The organism is Mesorhizobium sp. USDA 3734, assembly GCF_056279665.1.
In genome coordinates this window covers 6,051,772-6,067,298 of record NZ_JBWCCW010000001.1, presented here as the reverse complement: position 1 = coordinate 6,067,298, position 15,527 = coordinate 6,051,772, and the positions used below count along the sequence as shown (strand labels likewise).

Annotated in this window: 15 protein-coding genes; 2 read left to right on the top strand and 13 right to left on the bottom strand. The window is 64.6% G+C overall.

Annotated features, from left to right (window positions below):
- Window positions 1-21: 21 nt before the first annotated feature.
- The 13 genes from ACZ89F_RS29035 to ACZ89F_RS28975 all read right to left on the bottom strand — a co-directional run bounded on the left by ACZ89F_RS29035 (window position 22) and on the right by ACZ89F_RS28975 (window position 11,989).
- Complete coding sequence (locus ACZ89F_RS29035) at window positions 22-444, bottom strand: hypothetical protein (RefSeq protein WP_476095479.1); 423 nt, start codon at window positions 442-444, stop codon at window positions 22-24.
- 11 nt (window positions 445-455) lie between these two features.
- On the bottom strand, window positions 456-2,042 hold the full coding sequence (ptsP, locus tag ACZ89F_RS29030) for a phosphoenolpyruvate--protein phosphotransferase (RefSeq protein WP_476095477.1): 1,587 nt from the start codon (window positions 2,040-2,042) through the stop codon (window positions 456-458).
- Entirely contained in the window at window positions 2,026-2,328 is a 303-nt protein-coding gene (locus ACZ89F_RS29025; protein WP_476095476.1) for an HPr family phosphocarrier protein, read from the bottom strand. Before ACZ89F_RS29025 ends, ptsP begins: the two co-directional genes overlap by 17 nt.
- 21 nt (window positions 2,329-2,349) lie before the next feature.
- Window positions 2,350-2,739 carry a dihydroxyacetone kinase phosphoryl donor subunit DhaM gene (gene dhaM / locus ACZ89F_RS29020; protein ID WP_275954147.1) on the bottom strand — a complete coding sequence of 130 codons (390 nt, stop codon included), beginning with the start codon at window positions 2,737-2,739 and terminating at the stop codon, window positions 2,350-2,352.
- On the bottom strand, window positions 2,736-3,338 hold the full coding sequence (gene dhaL, locus ACZ89F_RS29015; RefSeq protein WP_476097420.1) for a dihydroxyacetone kinase subunit DhaL: 603 nt from the start codon (window positions 3,336-3,338) through the stop codon (window positions 2,736-2,738). Before dhaL ends, dhaM begins: the two co-directional genes overlap by 4 nt.
- Before the next feature lie 66 nt (window positions 3,339-3,404).
- Window positions 3,405-5,048 carry a dihydroxyacetone kinase subunit DhaK gene (locus ACZ89F_RS29010; RefSeq protein ID WP_476095475.1) on the bottom strand — a complete coding sequence of 548 codons (1,644 nt, stop codon included), beginning with the start codon at window positions 5,046-5,048 and terminating at the stop codon, window positions 3,405-3,407.
- A gap of 70 nt (window positions 5,049-5,118) precedes the next feature.
- Complete coding sequence (locus ACZ89F_RS29005) at window positions 5,119-6,132, bottom strand: ABC transporter ATP-binding protein (protein WP_476095473.1); 1,014 nt, start codon at window positions 6,130-6,132, stop codon at window positions 5,119-5,121.
- Window positions 6,125-7,237 carry an ABC transporter ATP-binding protein gene (locus tag ACZ89F_RS29000; RefSeq protein ID WP_476095471.1) on the bottom strand — a complete coding sequence of 371 codons (1,113 nt, stop codon included), beginning with the start codon at window positions 7,235-7,237 and terminating at the stop codon, window positions 6,125-6,127. Before ACZ89F_RS29000 ends, ACZ89F_RS29005 begins: the two co-directional genes overlap by 8 nt.
- Window positions 7,238-7,239: 2 nt before the next feature.
- Entirely contained in the window at window positions 7,240-7,443 is a 204-nt protein-coding gene (locus tag ACZ89F_RS28995; RefSeq protein ID WP_476095469.1) for a hypothetical protein, read from the bottom strand.
- A 271-nt stretch (window positions 7,444-7,714) separates the two neighbouring features.
- Complete coding sequence (locus tag ACZ89F_RS28990; protein ID WP_056589989.1) at window positions 7,715-8,665, bottom strand: carbohydrate ABC transporter permease; 951 nt, start codon at window positions 8,663-8,665, stop codon at window positions 7,715-7,717.
- Window positions 8,662-9,609, bottom strand: a complete 948-nt coding sequence (locus ACZ89F_RS28985) for a carbohydrate ABC transporter permease (protein ID WP_013528078.1) — start codon at window positions 9,607-9,609, stop codon at window positions 8,662-8,664. Before ACZ89F_RS28985 ends, ACZ89F_RS28990 begins: the two co-directional genes overlap by 4 nt.
- Window positions 9,610-9,718: 109 nt before the next feature.
- Window positions 9,719-11,050 (bottom strand): ABC transporter substrate-binding protein, encoded by a 1,332-nt coding sequence (locus ACZ89F_RS28980; RefSeq protein ID WP_476095467.1) that lies wholly within the window; start codon window positions 11,048-11,050, stop codon window positions 9,719-9,721.
- 249 nt (window positions 11,051-11,299) lie between these two features.
- Window positions 11,300-11,989 (bottom strand): PIG-L deacetylase family protein, encoded by a 690-nt coding sequence (locus ACZ89F_RS28975; protein ID WP_476095466.1) that lies wholly within the window; start codon window positions 11,987-11,989, stop codon window positions 11,300-11,302.
- A gap of 28 nt (window positions 11,990-12,017) precedes the next feature.
- On the opposite strand from ACZ89F_RS28975, the gene ACZ89F_RS28970 reads away from it, so the two are divergent.
- Both ACZ89F_RS28970 and hrpB read left to right on the top strand, forming a co-directional pair.
- Complete coding sequence (locus ACZ89F_RS28970; RefSeq protein WP_476095464.1) at window positions 12,018-12,908, top strand: DMT family transporter; 891 nt, start codon at window positions 12,018-12,020, stop codon at window positions 12,906-12,908.
- Window positions 12,909-12,964: 56 nt separating this feature from the next.
- Entirely contained in the window at window positions 12,965-15,424 is a 2,460-nt protein-coding gene (gene hrpB, locus ACZ89F_RS28965) for an ATP-dependent helicase HrpB (RefSeq protein ID WP_476095463.1), read from the top strand.
- Window positions 15,425-15,527: the final 103 nt, after the last annotated feature.

Genomic DNA, 15,527 nt, shown 5'->3' with positions numbered 1-15,527 from the left:
TTGCGTACAAACTCCAAGGGGTCAGCCACCCTTGCCGGTGATGCTGGTGATCTTCTGGATAAAATCGTTCACAGCCCTGTCGAGCGCGGCGTTCTGCTTGTCGTCGCCGAAATCCGGCACGATCAGCGAGACGTGCCGCGTCTTGCGCATGCCTGCTGCGACAGACATTTTTCCGGGATGCGCCTGATGATAGGCGGCGAGAAACTGATCACGCTCGGCCGGGCTGAAATGGCACACGGAAAAGATAGAAGGCAAATGTTTTGACGGGATCGGGATCGAATAGGCCGGGCTCGAAATCTGCGTGACGAAGCTGCGGTGCTTGCCGAGCGCATCGGCGAGGCGCTGGCGCATGCCGGACGGGCGCTGGTCGATGACGTGCGACAGGATCGTCTTGTAGGCGCGGATCGCCTCTTCGGAACCGGGTTCGGGTCTCCTGTCGACCATGCCAGCCGCGCCTAGACAGAAACGTCCGCGATGGCCGCCTTGGCCATGGCGAGTTGCGCCGGAGCGACGGAAAGATCGCGCAGGCCGGCCTCGAGCAGCGACGGAATCGAGGCTGGATCGCCGCCGGCATCGCCGCACAGGCTGACCGGGATCTTTTCACGCTGGCCAAACGCGGTCACGGCAGCGATCAGCCGCAGCACGGCCGGATGACGGACCGAATTGAGATGTGCCACGGCAGCGTTGTCGCGGGCGGCCGCCATGACATACTGGGTGAGGTCGTTGGAGCCGATCGAGAAGAAAGCGGCTTCGGCAAAGGCTTCCGGCACGATCGCCACCGAAGGCACCTCGACCATGATGCCGAGCGGCGGCATCTTGTGCACGATGCCGCGCGTGGCAAGCACCGCCTGCTCCTCGGCGAACATCGCCGCCGCCTGCCTGTATTCCTCCGCAATGGCGATCATCGGGAACATCACTTTCAGGCTGCCGTGGACGGCGGCGCGCAGCAGCGCCCGGATCTGTACACGAAACACCTCCGGTCTTGCCAGCGACAGCCTGATACCGCGCAGGCCGAGGAACGGATTGCTCTCCTCGACGGTGAAGCCGGGTACCGGCTTGTCGCCGCCGGCATCGACGGTGCGGATCGTCACCGGCTTGTCGCCGGCCCACTCCAGCACCTTGCGGTAGGCGCGATACTGCGTCTCCTCATCCGGCAGCGTCTTGCCGAACAGGAATTCGGTGCGCATCAGGCCGACGCCGTCGCAGGTCGCGATGTCGATGCCGTCGACATCGGACGGGTCGGCGATGTTGACCTGCACCCGCACCGCCGTGCCGGCCCTGGTCACCGCCGGCCGCGCCAGGAACGTCCCGGCTCGGTCGCGGCGTGCCCAGAATGATGAAGACGATTGGCGAAAGGCAGCGATTTCGGCCTTGGAGGGGGACAGCACGATGCCGCCATGTTCGGCGTCGAGCAGCGCTGTACCGGCTAGATGAGCCAGCGAAGCGCCCAACCCGACAACCATCGGCACGCCGCGCGAACGTGCCAGCATGGCGACGTGGCTCGCCGTGCTGCCTGCCTTCAGCGCGATGCCTCCACCCCAACTCCAGTCGGTTTCGAAAAAACGCGTTGGCGCGATGTCCTCGCCGTAGAGAATAGCACCGGCTGGTGCCTGGACGTCGCCATCCTCGGACAAAGCCCGCAGCACCTGGTCCCTGATATCGCGGATGTCGGCAGCACGCGCGCGGAAATAATCCTGCTCCGAAGCATCGTAGCCGGCGATTTCGGCGTCGAGCGCCTGCCGCCACGCTCTGTCGGCTGGCAGGCCGGTGCGGATCGCGGCAAAGGCCGGGCTGCTCAGCGCGTCGTCCCCCAGCATGGCGATCTGGAACTCGAGAATGTCGGCGGCATCGCCCACGGCCATCTCGATCAATACTGCGAGGCGGCCCGCCGCGATGGCGATTGCGCTTTCGAGCGCGGCCTTCTCGTCGTCGGCTGTTCCTTTGCCGACATAGGATACGACAGCCTGGTCGAGATCGAACAGCGGCCCCTCGGCATAGCCGGCCGAGGCAGAAATGCCTTGCAACCTACGCGGTTCGGACATGATCCGCGCCTTCGTCGAAATCGCGCCGCACCAGTTCGACCAGCGCGTCGACGGCATCATTGGCGCCGACGCCGCTGGCCCTGATGTGCAGCACCGTGCCCTTCGGCGCCTTGGCCGCCATCACCTTGACGATGCTCTTGGCGTCGAACCATGGCCCGTTGGCGGCCAGCGCGATTTCCACCTCGGCGGCAAAGGTCTTGGCCAGCTTGGTGAACTTCACCGAAGGACGCGCGTGCAGGCCCACATCGTGGGTGATCACAACGGTCGCTTCGGCGGATGCGGACATGTCTTCAAAGTTCCTGTTTACTCACGACGGCGACAATTCATGTGCCGTCGCCACCACTTCCCGCAGCGTCGCGCCGCCGGAGGCCTCGGTCGCCGCCATCACCGCGCCTTCGACGATCGGCGCGTTGCAGACGATGATCTTGTGCGACCGTGGCTCGCCGATCATCTCCACCGCCATTTCCGAGTTGGTCTCGGCGCCGCCGAGGTCTACCAGTATGGCGACTCCGGCCTCCGACCAGGCCTTGTCGATGGCGCCCATGATCGCCTCGACATTGGTGCCAAGCCCGCCATGGCCGTTTCCGCCGCACCATGCAAGCGGCACTTCGTCGCCCACCATCTGGCGCACCATGTCGGCCGTGCCTTCGGCAACCAGCGGCGAATGCGAAACGATAACGATGCCGACATTGCTCATGCGCTTTTCCCGATGGTTTGCGCCACTGTCCGCACCAGAAGCGCGGTTGAGCGCGCCCCGGCATCCATGTGGCCGATCGAGCGGTCGCCGAGGAACGAGGCGCGGCCACGCAGCGCTTTCATCGGCACGGTCGCTTCGGCCGCAGCGTCGGCGATATCGGCTATTTCCGGCGCCGTTTTCCCCTGCAGCAGCGCGTCATGCACCGGCTGCAGCACATCGAGCATTGTCTTCTGCCCGACCTGCGATTTGCCCCGCGCGGCCACCGCTTCGAACGCCTTGCCGAATGCCGTCGTCAGATTGGCGCGATCGGGCGCCGCCGAAATCTCCTTGCCGAGCGCCATGAACAGGGTGCCGAACAGCGGGCCGGAGGCGCCGCCCACCGTCATCACCAGCTTGGTGCCGATCGCCTTCAGGGCTTCGGGCAGAGGCTTGGCCGAAAACGCCTCGGCTTCGGCCCGCACCGCCTCAAAGCCGCGCTTCATGTTCAGCCCATGGTCGCCGTCGCCGATCGCCTGGTCGAGCGCGGTCAATTCTTCGGCGTGGGCGGCGATCGCATCCGCGGCGGCCGCGATCAGCCCGGCAAGGTTCAACGCCGCCATGTCATTCCCGGTTTCCATCTTGCCGGCAGTATCGAAAGAACGCTCATTCGACAACTGGAGCATGCGTCAGGCCGCTTCATGCAGTGCGGCCGCCGCCGCGAAAACCTCGGCCACCGCAAAGGCGCCGGGGTCGACCACGCCTTGCAGCTTGCTGCCGACATAGGCGGACCGTCCGGCTTTCGCCTTCTCCATGACGGAGGTGGCCTCGGCGCCACGTCGGGCGGCTGCTGCAGCGTCCTCCAGACCGTTAGCGTCGAGGGCTTTCAGGGCAGGTTCCAAGGCATCGACCATGGTGCGGTCGCCCATCCCGGCACCGCCGTAAAAAGTCATCCGTTCGAGGCCGGCAAGCAGCGCCTTGGACAGGTTAGCGCCGCCGTCCAGAGCCTGCGCCGCCGCGGTGAAGAAGATCGACAGCAGCACGCCGCTGGAGCCGCCCATCGACGCGCTCAGAATGTCGCCTATCGCGCCAAGGGTCGCTGCAGGTTCGGCGAGCGGCAGCGTATCAAGCCGCACGAGAATACTGCGCGCGCCGGTCGCCACCGTCGAACCGGTGTCGCCGTCGCCCGCCTTGGCATCCAGTCCGTTCAAGGTGGCTTCGAGCGCAATCAGCCTTTCGCAGACCGTGACGACAAGACGCCTGGTGCGCGCATCCTCGCTTGGCTTGCGTGACGCGCTTTGTCCGGCCGCTTTCGCCATCGGCACGACGGCAGGCGGCACAACGGGCTTCGCCGGCATCCAGGCATACGGGCCGACCGGCGCCAACAGAGCTGTCTCGCGCGCGGCGTCGAGCCGGATCAGCGATAGCGAGAAGCCGTTCATGTTGAGCGCCGTCATCAGCGGACCCGGGCCGATCGTCAGCTTGACCGTTTTGGCCAGCGGCGATGCAAGCACCGCGTTGGCGATAACAGACATTTCGAGCGGCGGCACGGAGCCGAGATTGTTGATCAGCAAGGCGTAGGTGGCCTTGGGATCAAGCCTTACCGCGAGGCGTTCAGCCATGATCGCGACCAGCCTGTCGGCGCTTTGCACCGCGATCCGCTCGACGCCCGGCTCGCCATGAATGCCGAGGCCGAGCTCGCCATCGCTTTCGCCAAACCTGTCTTCGTGCGGCTGGCCGGGGATCGAGCAGGACGACAGCGACATGCCGAGCGAAACGATATCCTTCGCCGCCGCGCGAGCGGCTGCCGCAACGGACGCCAGGTCATGGCCGGCCTCCGACAGGTGGCCTGCGATCTTGTGCACGAACAAGGTGCCGGCAACGCCGCGTGGCTGGGCAATGTCGGGCAGTGCGATATCGTCTGCGACGATCACCATCTCGACGCGAAACCCCTCGGCGCGCGCCTTTTCGGCCGCCAGGCCGAAATTGAGGCGGTCGCCGGTGTAGTTCTTGACGATGAGCAGGCAGCCGGACGGGCCGGTGACCGCGCGGATGGCCGCAAGCACGGCTTCGACACTCGGCGAGGCAAAGATCTCGCCCGAGACCGCCGCCGTCAGCATGCCCTTGCCGACGAAGCCGGCATGCGACGGTTCGTGCCCGGCGCCGCCGCCCGAGATGACGGCAACCCGGGTCTTGTCCCAGTCTGCACGCAGCATGACCTTGATCTCGGGGTAGCCGTCGAGACGCGCGAGATCGCCTGAGCCAATGGTCCGCAACAGGCCGTCCAGCGCCTCGGTGACAATCGTTTCCCTGCGATTGAAAAAGTGCTTCATCGAATTCGTCCCGTACTCGCAAAGTCAAAAAACCGGTGCTGAACCCTTGGCAGGGAAGCACCGAAACCATTCACATCAGTCGTTGTCCATCGGCACCGAAATACAGCGGCGACCGGTAACGGATCACCACTCTGTCGCCCTGCACCAGATCCGTGTCGGGGTCCGTCAGCGTCACCAGCTTCTTCGGACCAACCGTCACATGCAGGTGGTTCTGGTCGCCGAGATGCTCGACCCAGTCGACGACGCCGTCGGCGTGACCATTCGCGGCCTTCGCGATTGTCAGATGCTCGGTGCGTGCGCCGATCGTCTTGGTGCCGGCCGGCGCGCCGCCATCGGGCAGCAACCCCGTCGGCAGAAGATTGATCGCCGGCTGACCGAGCCTCGCCGCGACATGCAGGTTTGCCGGCTCGGAATAGATGGTGCGCGGCGAACCGATCTGAACCAGCACGCCCTCAGCGAGGATGCCGATGCGGTCGGCCATGGTCATCGCCTCGATCTGGTCGTGGGTGACGTAGAGCATGGTGGCGCCGAGTTCGGTCTGGATGCGCTTCAGCTCAAGCCTAAGATCCGCCCGCAGCTTGGCATCGAGCGACGACAGCGGCTCGTCCATCAGATAGATCGAAGGCTTGCGCACCAGTGCGCGGCCGATGGCGACGCGCTGCATTTCGCCGCCAGAAAGCTTGGTCGAGCGGTTGGCGAGCTTGTGATGGATGCGCACCATCTTCGCCACCTCCTCGACCCGGCGGCGGATCTGGTCTTCCGGCATTCTCCGTGCCGGCGAGCGCAGCGGGAAGGCGAGATTGTCGAACACCGACAGATGCGGATAGAGCGAATATTGCTGGAAGACGAAGGCCGTGTCGCGCTCGGCGGGCGACAGCGTCGTGGCATTGTGGCCGCCAATTTCGATCGTGCCGGAATCCGGCCGCTCCAGCCCGGCGATCAGCCGCAGCGTTGTGGTCTTGCCGGCCCCAGTCGGCCCGAGGAGCACGACGAATTCACCATCTGATATATGCAGGTCGAGACCGTCGACGGCGACATGGTCGCCAAAACTCTTGGTCACGTTCTTGATGTGAACGTCAGCCATGCTGGGCCCTCCGTTCCGAAGCCACATCGTGGATCGCGGTTCTCACCGCACGGCCGGATTCCTTCTCGAACAGCGACAGCCGCGCGCTGCTCAGCGTCAGGCCGACATGGTCGCCGGTGGACAGCCGGATTTCGGCCGGCACGCGTGCCTTGATGATGCCGTCCGCCGTCTCCACCGCGACGATCTGCGTGGTGCCAAGATATTCGGTGCCGTAAATGGCGCCGCGCAGCTTGGAAGCATCGTCGAAGCGGATGTGTTCCGGGCGGATGCCGAGCGCCATGTCGCTAGGTGCGATATCCTCGCGCACCTCCGGCACCGCCACCTTGGCCCCTTGCACGACGATCTCCTTCGCGCCCTTGGCGAGCCCGCCGCCAAATCCCAAGAAGTTCATCGGCGGCGAGCCGATGAAGTCGGCGACGAACATGGTCGCCGGGCGGTCGTAGATCTCGCGCGGCGTGCCGAACTGTTCGATGACGCCATGGTTCATCACCGCGATCTTGTCGGCCATCGACATCGCTTCCATCTGGTCGTGCGTGACATAGACCGTGGTGGCGTGGATGCGGTTGTGCAGCTCGCGCAACTCATGGACCATCAGATCGCGGAATTCGGTATCGAGCGTTCCCAGGGGCTCATCCATCAGGAAGCATTTTGGCCGCCGCACGATGGCGCGGCCGAGCGCGACGCGCTGACGGTCACCGCCGGCAAGTCCGGAGACGGATTTGTTGAGCAGATGGTCGATGCGCAGCAGCTTCGCCGTCTCCTCGACACGGGTGCGGATTTCGGCCGATGGCATGCCTTGCGCCAAGAGCGGGAAGCCGATGTTCTTGCGCACATTCATGTGCGGATAGAGCGCGAACAGCTGGAAGACGAAGGCGATATCGCGTTCGCATGCCCGCAGCATGGTGACGTCGTCGCCGCCGAGCAGGATCTGGCCCCCGGTCGGCAGCTCGAGCCCCGCGATCATGCGCAATGTTGTCGTCTTGCCGCAGCCGGACGGACCGAGCATGACGAAGAACTCGCCATCCTCGACGACGAAGTTGGAATCCTGCACGGCGACGAAATCGCCGAAGGCCTTTCTCAGGTGCTGGACGCGGATTTCGGCCATGATTATTCCGGGAACTTGGAGACGATGATGAACATCACGGTGCCGGCGAGCATGGTGATGAAGGAGTAGGTGTAGAGCGACAGCGCGAAGGGCTGGAACAGCATCAGGAAGCCGATGGCGATCAGTGCCGTCGCGATGTTCTCCATCAGGCCGCGCCTGGCCCAGCGAGGCCATGATGATCTTCTGGAGAGGGCTTGGCGCGTCATGGGTAGCTCCCTTCCTTCGCCCCATTCACGGGGAGAGATTGCCTGGTGGTTCCCCCACTCCGTCGCTGCTTCGCAGCACCACCTCTCCCTCCTCCGGAGGGAGAGGTGGTGCGTCTGGCTGAATTAAGTTCGCGCCCTTCCTCTACCCCGTCGATCGGGGGAGAGGTGTCGAGCGAAGCTCGACGGAGTGGGGGTCGACCTGGCGCGGCGCGAGAAGATGCATGCGCCTGCTTGCCATGGTGGCACCGTCGGTTTCTTATTCCCACATCAATCATTTGCGCACCGCACCGAAGGTGATGCCGCGCAGCAATTGCTTGCGAAGCAGGATGGTGAAGACCAGGATCGGCACCAGGAAGATCGTCGTGCCGGCCGCCACCGCGGGCCAGTCCTGGCCGCCTTCGCCGATGATGGTCGGGATGAAGGGCGGCGCGGTCTGCGCCGTGCCGGAGGTCAGGAGTGCAGCGAAGGCATATTCGTTCCAGGCGAAGATCAGGCAGAAGATGGCGGTCGCGGCAATGCCGGTGGTCGCTTGCGGCAGCACGGTGCGCCAGAAGGCCTGCAGCCGCGTATAGCCGTCGATCATCGCCGCTTCCTCATATTCGCGCGGGATCTCGTCGATGAAGCCCTTCAGCAGCCACACTGCCAGCGACACATTGACTGCCGTGTAGAGCAGGATCATGCCGAGGGCCGTGTCCGACAGGCCAAGCTCGCGGTACATCAGGTAGATCGGAATGGCCACCGCGATCGGCGGCATGAAGCGGGTCGACAGGATGAAGAACAGGAGGTCGTCGGCGAGCGGCACCTTGAAGCGCGAGAAGCCGTAGGCCGACAGCGTGCCGAGAAACACGGCGCAGAAGGTCGAGCCGAAGGCGATGATCAGCGAGTTGACGAAACGCGGCAGGAAGTTGGAGGGGCCGGCTATCACCATGTTGCGCTTGCGCGTGGTCTCGTCGCAGAAACCCGTCGCCGGTCCCAGCGAGTTGATGTAGTCCGGCGTCTGCCGCGTCCGCGTCGTGAACAAATTGCAGTAACCCTCGAGACTGGGCTGGAACAGGATCTTGGGCGGATAGGCGATCGAATCCGGCGGCGTCTTGAAGCTGGTGGCGAAGATCCACAGCAGCGGCACGATCGAGATCAGCGCGTAGAGCACGATGATCGTTCCGGCGATGCGCTTCGAGTTGGCCGAGGGTGCGACGACCGAATGGGCTGTGGTCAGGCTCATCTCTGCTTCACCTTGTTGAGCGCCTTGACGTAGATGTTGGCCAGCCCGAACACCGCGACGAACAGGATGATGGCGAAGGCCGAGGAATAGCCGGTGCGCCAGCTCTCGAAAGCCTGCCGCTTCAGGGTGATCGAGGCGACCTCGGTGGTCGAGCCCGGTCCGCCGCCGGTCAACAGATTGACCATGTCGAACATCTTGAAGTTCTCGATGCCGCGAAACAGCACCGCCAGCATGATGAATGGCAGCGCCATCGGCAGCGTGATCGACCAGAACTGCCGCCAGTTGGAGGCGCGGTCGACCTCGGCCGCCTCATAGATGTATTCGGGGATGGAGCGTAAGCCGGCGAGGCAGATCAGCATCACGTAGGGCGTCCACATCCATGTATCGACGATGATGATCGACCATGGCGCCAGCGAGACGTTGGAGAGCATCTGGATATCGGTTGGCGGAATCCTCGTGACGAAGGAAATCGCGTAGGCGAACAGGCCGATCTGCGGTTCGTAGAGGAAGCGCCAGAAATTGCCGACCACCGCCGGCGACAGCATCATCGGCACCAGGATCAGCGTCGTCCAGAAGGCATGGCCGCGGAACTTCCTATCGATCAGCCAGGCCAGCGTGAAGCCGATCAGCGTCTGCAACAGGATGGTCCAGAACACGAAATGCGCCGTGGTCTGCATGGCGATCCAGATATCCTTGTCGCCAAGGATGCGCTGGTAGTTGGCGAGCCCGAGATTCTTCACCACTTCGTTCGGGCGGTTGGCGCGGTAGTTGGTGAACGACAGATAGATCGCCCAGAACAGCGGGAAGATGTTGATGGCCAGCAGCAACAGGATCGTCGGCGAGATGAACAGCCAGGCGAGGCCCTTGTCGCTGATGCCCCGGACCTTGCGCGCCAACGGTTCCGGGGTCGCCCGGGCAACGTTCTCCGCGGTCCGATTGAGCATGGTGAGTCCTGCTTCGGTCACTTGGTCGTCTCTGTCATGGAATTTATCTGAACTGCGTCCCGTGCCAAGGGTGGCACGGGACGCTTGGGTCTAGCTCGGGAGGAGCCGGTTACATCTTGCCATCGTCCTGGAAGACCTGCGTCCAGTCCTTGACCAGGCCGTCGAGCGCGTCCTTGGCCGAACCCTGGCCGGCGACGACATAGTCGTGGAAGCGCTTCTGCGACGCTTGAAGCAGCGGGGCGTAGCTCGGCTCGGCCCAGAAGTCCTTCACGATGGCCATCGAGTCGAGGAAGGTCTGCGCGTAGGGCTGGCTGGCCGGGAACTTCGGATCCTTGACCACCGCGTTGAGGCAGGAATAGCCGCCGAGCGACCACCACTTGGCCTGCACGTCTTTGTTGGCGAACCATTTGATGTATTTCAGCGCCGATTCCTGCTTGTCGGAATAGGACACCACCGAGATACCCTGGCCGCCGAGCTGGGCGAACTGGTCGCCGTCAGGCCCCTTCGGGTTGACGAAGTAGCCGATCTTGTCGCCGCCGACATTCTCGTCCTTCTGCAGGCCCGGCCATGTGAAGGCGAAGTTCATGTGCATCGCCACCTGGCCGGATTTGAAGGCATCGACGCCTTCGCCCATGTAGCTGTTCGAAGCGCCCGGCGGCGTGCAGCAATCATAGAGCGCCTTGTAGAATTCCAGGCCCTTCACCGACTTGTCGGAATTGACGAAGCCTTCCATTTCATAGGGCTTCTTGGGGTTCTCGTACTGGAAGCCATAGCTGTAGAGCACGTCCATGGCGCCCATGGTGATGCCTTCCGAGCCGCGCTCGGTGTAGATCGAGGCGCCATAGACGGTCTTGCCGTCGATCTCACGCTTCTGGAAGAACTCGGCGACCTGCTTCAGCTGGTCGAAGGTGGTCGGCGGGCCGAGATCCCAGCCATACTTCTCCTTGAATTCCTTCTGCAGCTCCGGCTTGGAGAACCAGTCCTTGCGATAGGTCCAGCCGACGACGTCGCCCATGGCCGGCAGCGCCCAGTAGTTCGGGGTGTTCTTCGGCCATTCCGAATAGCCGACGACGGTTGCCGGCACGAAATCGTCCATGCTGATCTTCTCCTTGTCGAAGAAGTCGTTCAGCTTGACATAGTGGCCGTTCTCGGCAGCGCCGCCGATCCACTGGCTGTCGCCGATGATCAGGTCGCACAGCTTGCCGTGCGAGTTGAGCTCGTTGAGGAAGCGGTCGGCATAGTTGGTCCACGGCACGAACTCGAATTTCATGCCGATGCCGGTTTCCTTGGTAAAATCCTTGGACAGTTCGACAAGCGCGTTTGCCGGGTCCCAGGCGGCCCAGCACAGCGTCAGGTCTTCAGCGTGCGCGACGTTCGAGACAGCTGTCGACGCAGTTATCGCCGAGGTCAGTCCCAACGCCAGTTTCAAGCTCGATTTCATGCCTTCCTCCCATTTGCGAAACGCGCCCGGATGACGGTTTCAAGAGCCCTCAACCCCTCTCCTCAGGGGCCTAAACATGGCGGCGCAACAGCACTGCAGATGTTTATTAATTTGTTTAGTGATGCAATTTTTACTAAACAACGCAAGCGAATTCGTTGCTGCGTCGCAGCATGCTTGCGTCGGTGTCTGAAAACGTTGGGAAAAGTGCGGATCACTGGTCCCGACCTGGCCTGGAGACAGTCGCGACTCTCAGTCGACCCGTTTGGTGCTCACCATGACCTTGCGGATCGGTGGCGCCGGCGGCAGCAGTTCGCGTATGTCGGCGAAGGGGAACGTCGGTTCGAAGCGGAAGGCTTCGGCCAACGAGCCTTGAGCGCCGTTGCACTGGCCGGCGCGAAAAAGGTTTTGCGTTCGCGCGCCGTCGACGAAGCGGTCGGGATCCTGCGATTGATGCATGCGGATCGCCTTCGCCTTGATCTCGGCTTGGGCGGAAATGTCGACATAGTGCGTCGGCGAAAAACCGGTGCCGCCCATCGTGTCGGCATGCAGCACCGGAACTCCGAACGACGCCGCGATGCGCACGCCGTCCGACAGCGCGCGATGGTCGGCGTGATAGTCGTTGGGCGCGTGCGTGATCGCCAGATCTGGTCCGGTTTCGCGAATCAGTGCTTTCAGCGCCCCGATCAGCGCGGCATCGGCCACCAGTTCGCCGTCGGGAAAGTCGAGGAAGCGCGGCGCCGCCCCAAGCAGCGCGGCCGCGGCCGCTGCTTCCTCGCGGCGGACACGGGCGAGAACAACGGGATCACTCTTGCCACCCCTGGCACCATCCGTGGCTATGGCAAAAGTGAGTTCTGCGCCTTGCGCGGCATAGGCGGCCATCGTACCGAACATGAAGATCTCGATGTCGTCCGGATGCGCACCGAGCGCCAGGATTTTCAAACCACTCTCTCCCCGGAAATGGAACAACGTGACGAACGGTATCCTGCTCGCCCTGATCGCCTACGCAAGCTATTCGGGCAGCGATGCCGTTGTCAAAAGCCTCGGCGGACAATTCACGGTCTTCGAGATCGGCTTCTTCACGACGCTGTTTGCCGGCTGTTTTCTCTTCTTCACGCGCCCAGCGGACGAGCGCTGGCGTGATTTCTGGCGCACCAAGAGGCCTTGGGCTGTGCAGGCGCGTGCCTGGGCCGGCATCGCGTCCGGCGTGCTCAGCGTCTACGCCTTCACCACCATTCCACTGGCCGAGTCCTACGCGCTGATCTTCCTGGCGCCGCTCTGCGTCACCATCCTCTCCACGCTGATCCTCAACGAGAAAGTCGGCCCCTGGCGCTGGCTGGCGGTGGTTGCCGGTTTTGCCGGCGTCATGCTGGTGGTGCGGCCGGGCTTTCGCGAACTCAATCTCGGCCACCTTGCCGCTTTCGGGGTTGCCTTCCTCGCCGCCACCAGTGTCATCCTGATGCGCTCGCTGGCCCAGCAGGAAAAGCGCACGACCATGCTGGGCGTGCTGGTCGGCTACGGCCTGCTGTTCAACGGCATCGGCGCCGCCGCCACCGCATTCACCGCTCCCAGCGGGAAACAGTTGCTGTGGCTGGTGGCGGCGGGTGCCTTCACCGCCTGCGGCCAGCTGTTGCAGCTGCTGGCCATGAAATACGCACCCGCCAACCGGGTCGCGCCGACGCATTATTCGCAGATCGTCTGGGCGGTGATCCTCGGCGCGCTGTTCTTCCAGGAATACCCCGACGGGCTGTCGCTGATCGGCCTGGCGGTCGTCGGTGGGGCCGGCCTGCTGACCATGGTGCGCGAGGAAGCGCGGTTGGGCACGGTGCGCTGGAACCCGTTTTCGCGCACCCGGCTTTGAATTGGCGTTGGTGCGATAAGTTGCACGGCCACCACCACCGCTGATATGCGGACGCGATGACCACAAAACCCCTGCCGGAGCTTCCGGTATCCGCCGTGCTGCCGGCGCTGAGCGAAGCGCTCGGCCATGGCAACAGCGCCGTGCTGGTGGCGCCGCCCGGCGCCGGCAAGACGACGCTGGTGCCGCTGGCGCTGCTCGACGCGTCCTGGCTGGGTGCCGGCAAGATCGTGCTGCTCGAACCGCGCCGGCTCGCCGCCCGCGCCGCCGCCCGCCGCATGGCCGAATTGTTGGGCGAGGAGCCCGGCACCACAGTTGGCTATGCCATGCGCATGGAAAACCGCACCTCGGCAAAGACCAGGATACTGGTCGTCACCGAAGGCGTTCTGGCGCGCATGATCCTCGACGATCCCGAACTGCCTGGAATCTCGGCTGTCATTTTCGACGAATTCCACGAGCGTTCGCTCGATGGCGATTTTGGTCTCGCGCTGGCGCTCGACGTGCAGGGTGCGCTGCGGCCGGATCTGCGCGTGTTGGTGATGTCGGCGACGCTCGACGGTGCGCGTGTCGCCAGGCTGCTGTCGGGCGCGCCGGTGATCGAAAGCGAAGGCCGCGCCTTCCCTGTCGACATCTGCTATGACGAGCGTCCCGCTGGCACCACCATCGAGGACGCCATGGCCAAGGCGATCCGCGCAGCCCTTGCCGACGAGAGCGGCAGCGTGCTGGCCTTCCTGCCCGGCCAGCGGGAGATCGAGCGCACCGCCGAGCGGCTGGCCGGCAAGGTCGGCTCAGACACCGACATCGTGCCGCTCTACGGCATGCTCGACGGCAAGGCGCAAGACGCGGCGATCAAGCCGCCGCCGACAGGCCGCCGCAAGGTGGTGCTGGCGACCTCGATCGCCGAAACGTCCATCACCATCGACGGCGTGCGCGTCGTCATCGATTCCGGCCTGTCGCGGCTGCCGTGCTACGAGCCGGCCAGCGGCTTGACCCGGCTGGAAACCGTGCGCGTCAGCAAGGCTTCCGCCGACCAGCGCGCCGGCCGTGCCGGGCGCACGCAAGCTGGCGTCGCCATCCGGTTGTGGCGGGCCGAGCAGACGGCTGCGCTCCCCGCCTTCACGCCACCCGAAATCCTGGAGGCTGACCTGTCCGGCCTGCTGCTCGATTGCGCCGCCTTCGGCGTTGCCGATCCGGCAGGGCTCGCCTTTCTCGATCCGCCGCCCGCTCCGGCGCTCAACGAGGCAAGGGCGCTGCTGCGCGCTCTGGATGCCATAGACGAGGCGGGGCGCCTGACGGATGCGGGTGCTTCGATGCGCAAGCTCGCTCTGCCGGTGCGGTTGGCGCATATGGTCGCCGAGGCAGCGAAGAGCGGCCATGCCTTCGCGGCGGCGATGCTTGCCGTGCTGCTCACCGAGCGCGGCCTTGGTGGCGACGGCGCCGATCTGGAGCGACGGCTGATGCGCTTTCGTGGGGAAAGATCGCCGCGCGCTACGGCCGCCAAGCAGCTCGCCGAACGGCTGGCGCGGCAGGCTGGCGAGGCGAAGGGCAGCGACGCTGCCTCCGCCGGTCCCCTGCTCGTCCACGCCTGGCCGGATCGCGTCGCCAAGGCGCGCGGCGAGCGCGGCCGTTTCGTGCTGGCCAATGGCTCCGGCGCCATGCTCGACGCCGCCGACGCGTTGGCGGGCGAGCCGTTTCTGGTCGTCGCCGACCTGCAGGGCAAGGCACAGAACGCGCGCATAACGGCGGCGGCGGCCATCAGCGAGGGCGATGTCCGCGCCGCGCTTTCAGACAGGATCGAGACGCGCCGTGAAACGAGCTTCGATCGCGACAAGCGCGCCGTGCGCGTGCGCGAAACTGTGCGCCTTGGCGCCATCACGCTCGCCGAGCGCATGCTGCCGCCGCCAACCGGTGCTGACGCCGATCGCGCCATAACAGATGCGGTGCGCGAGCACGGGCTGTCGCTGCTGACCTGGAGCAAGGAGGCGCAAACGCTTCGCCAGCGGCTTGGCTGGCTGCACCGCGGCCTTGGCGCGCCCTGGCCCGATATGGCGGATGCCGCCCTCATCGAGCGCCTCGACGACTGGCTGCTGCCTTACCTCGCCGGCGCGGCATCGTTTGCCGCCATCGATACGGGCGTTGTCTCGGCCGGACTGGCCACGCTCGTGCCACATGATCTGCAGCGCAGGATCGATACGCTGGCGCCGACCCATTTCGATGCCCCGTCGGGCAGCCATGTGCCGATCCGCTATGATGGCGAATGGCCGGTACTGGCGGTTCGCGTGCAGGAGCTGTTCGGCCTCGATCGGCATCCTTCGATCGCCAATGGTACCATGCCGCTGACGCTCGAACTCCTGTCGCCGGCGCACCGGCCGATCCAGACGACACGCGACCTGCCCGGCTTCTGGCGCGGCTCCTGGGCCGATGTGCGCGCCGACATGCGTGGCCGCTATCCCAAGCATGTCTGGCCGGAAAATCCGCTGCTCGCCGCCGCCACCGCCCGCGCAAAACCGCGAGCATGATCCCAAAAAGTGGGAACCGGTTTTTGGAAAAGATCATGCTCAAACAAGAAGTAGAGCTCCAATCCGATTCCTCGGATTGGAGCGGGACCTAGCGCTTCCAGTC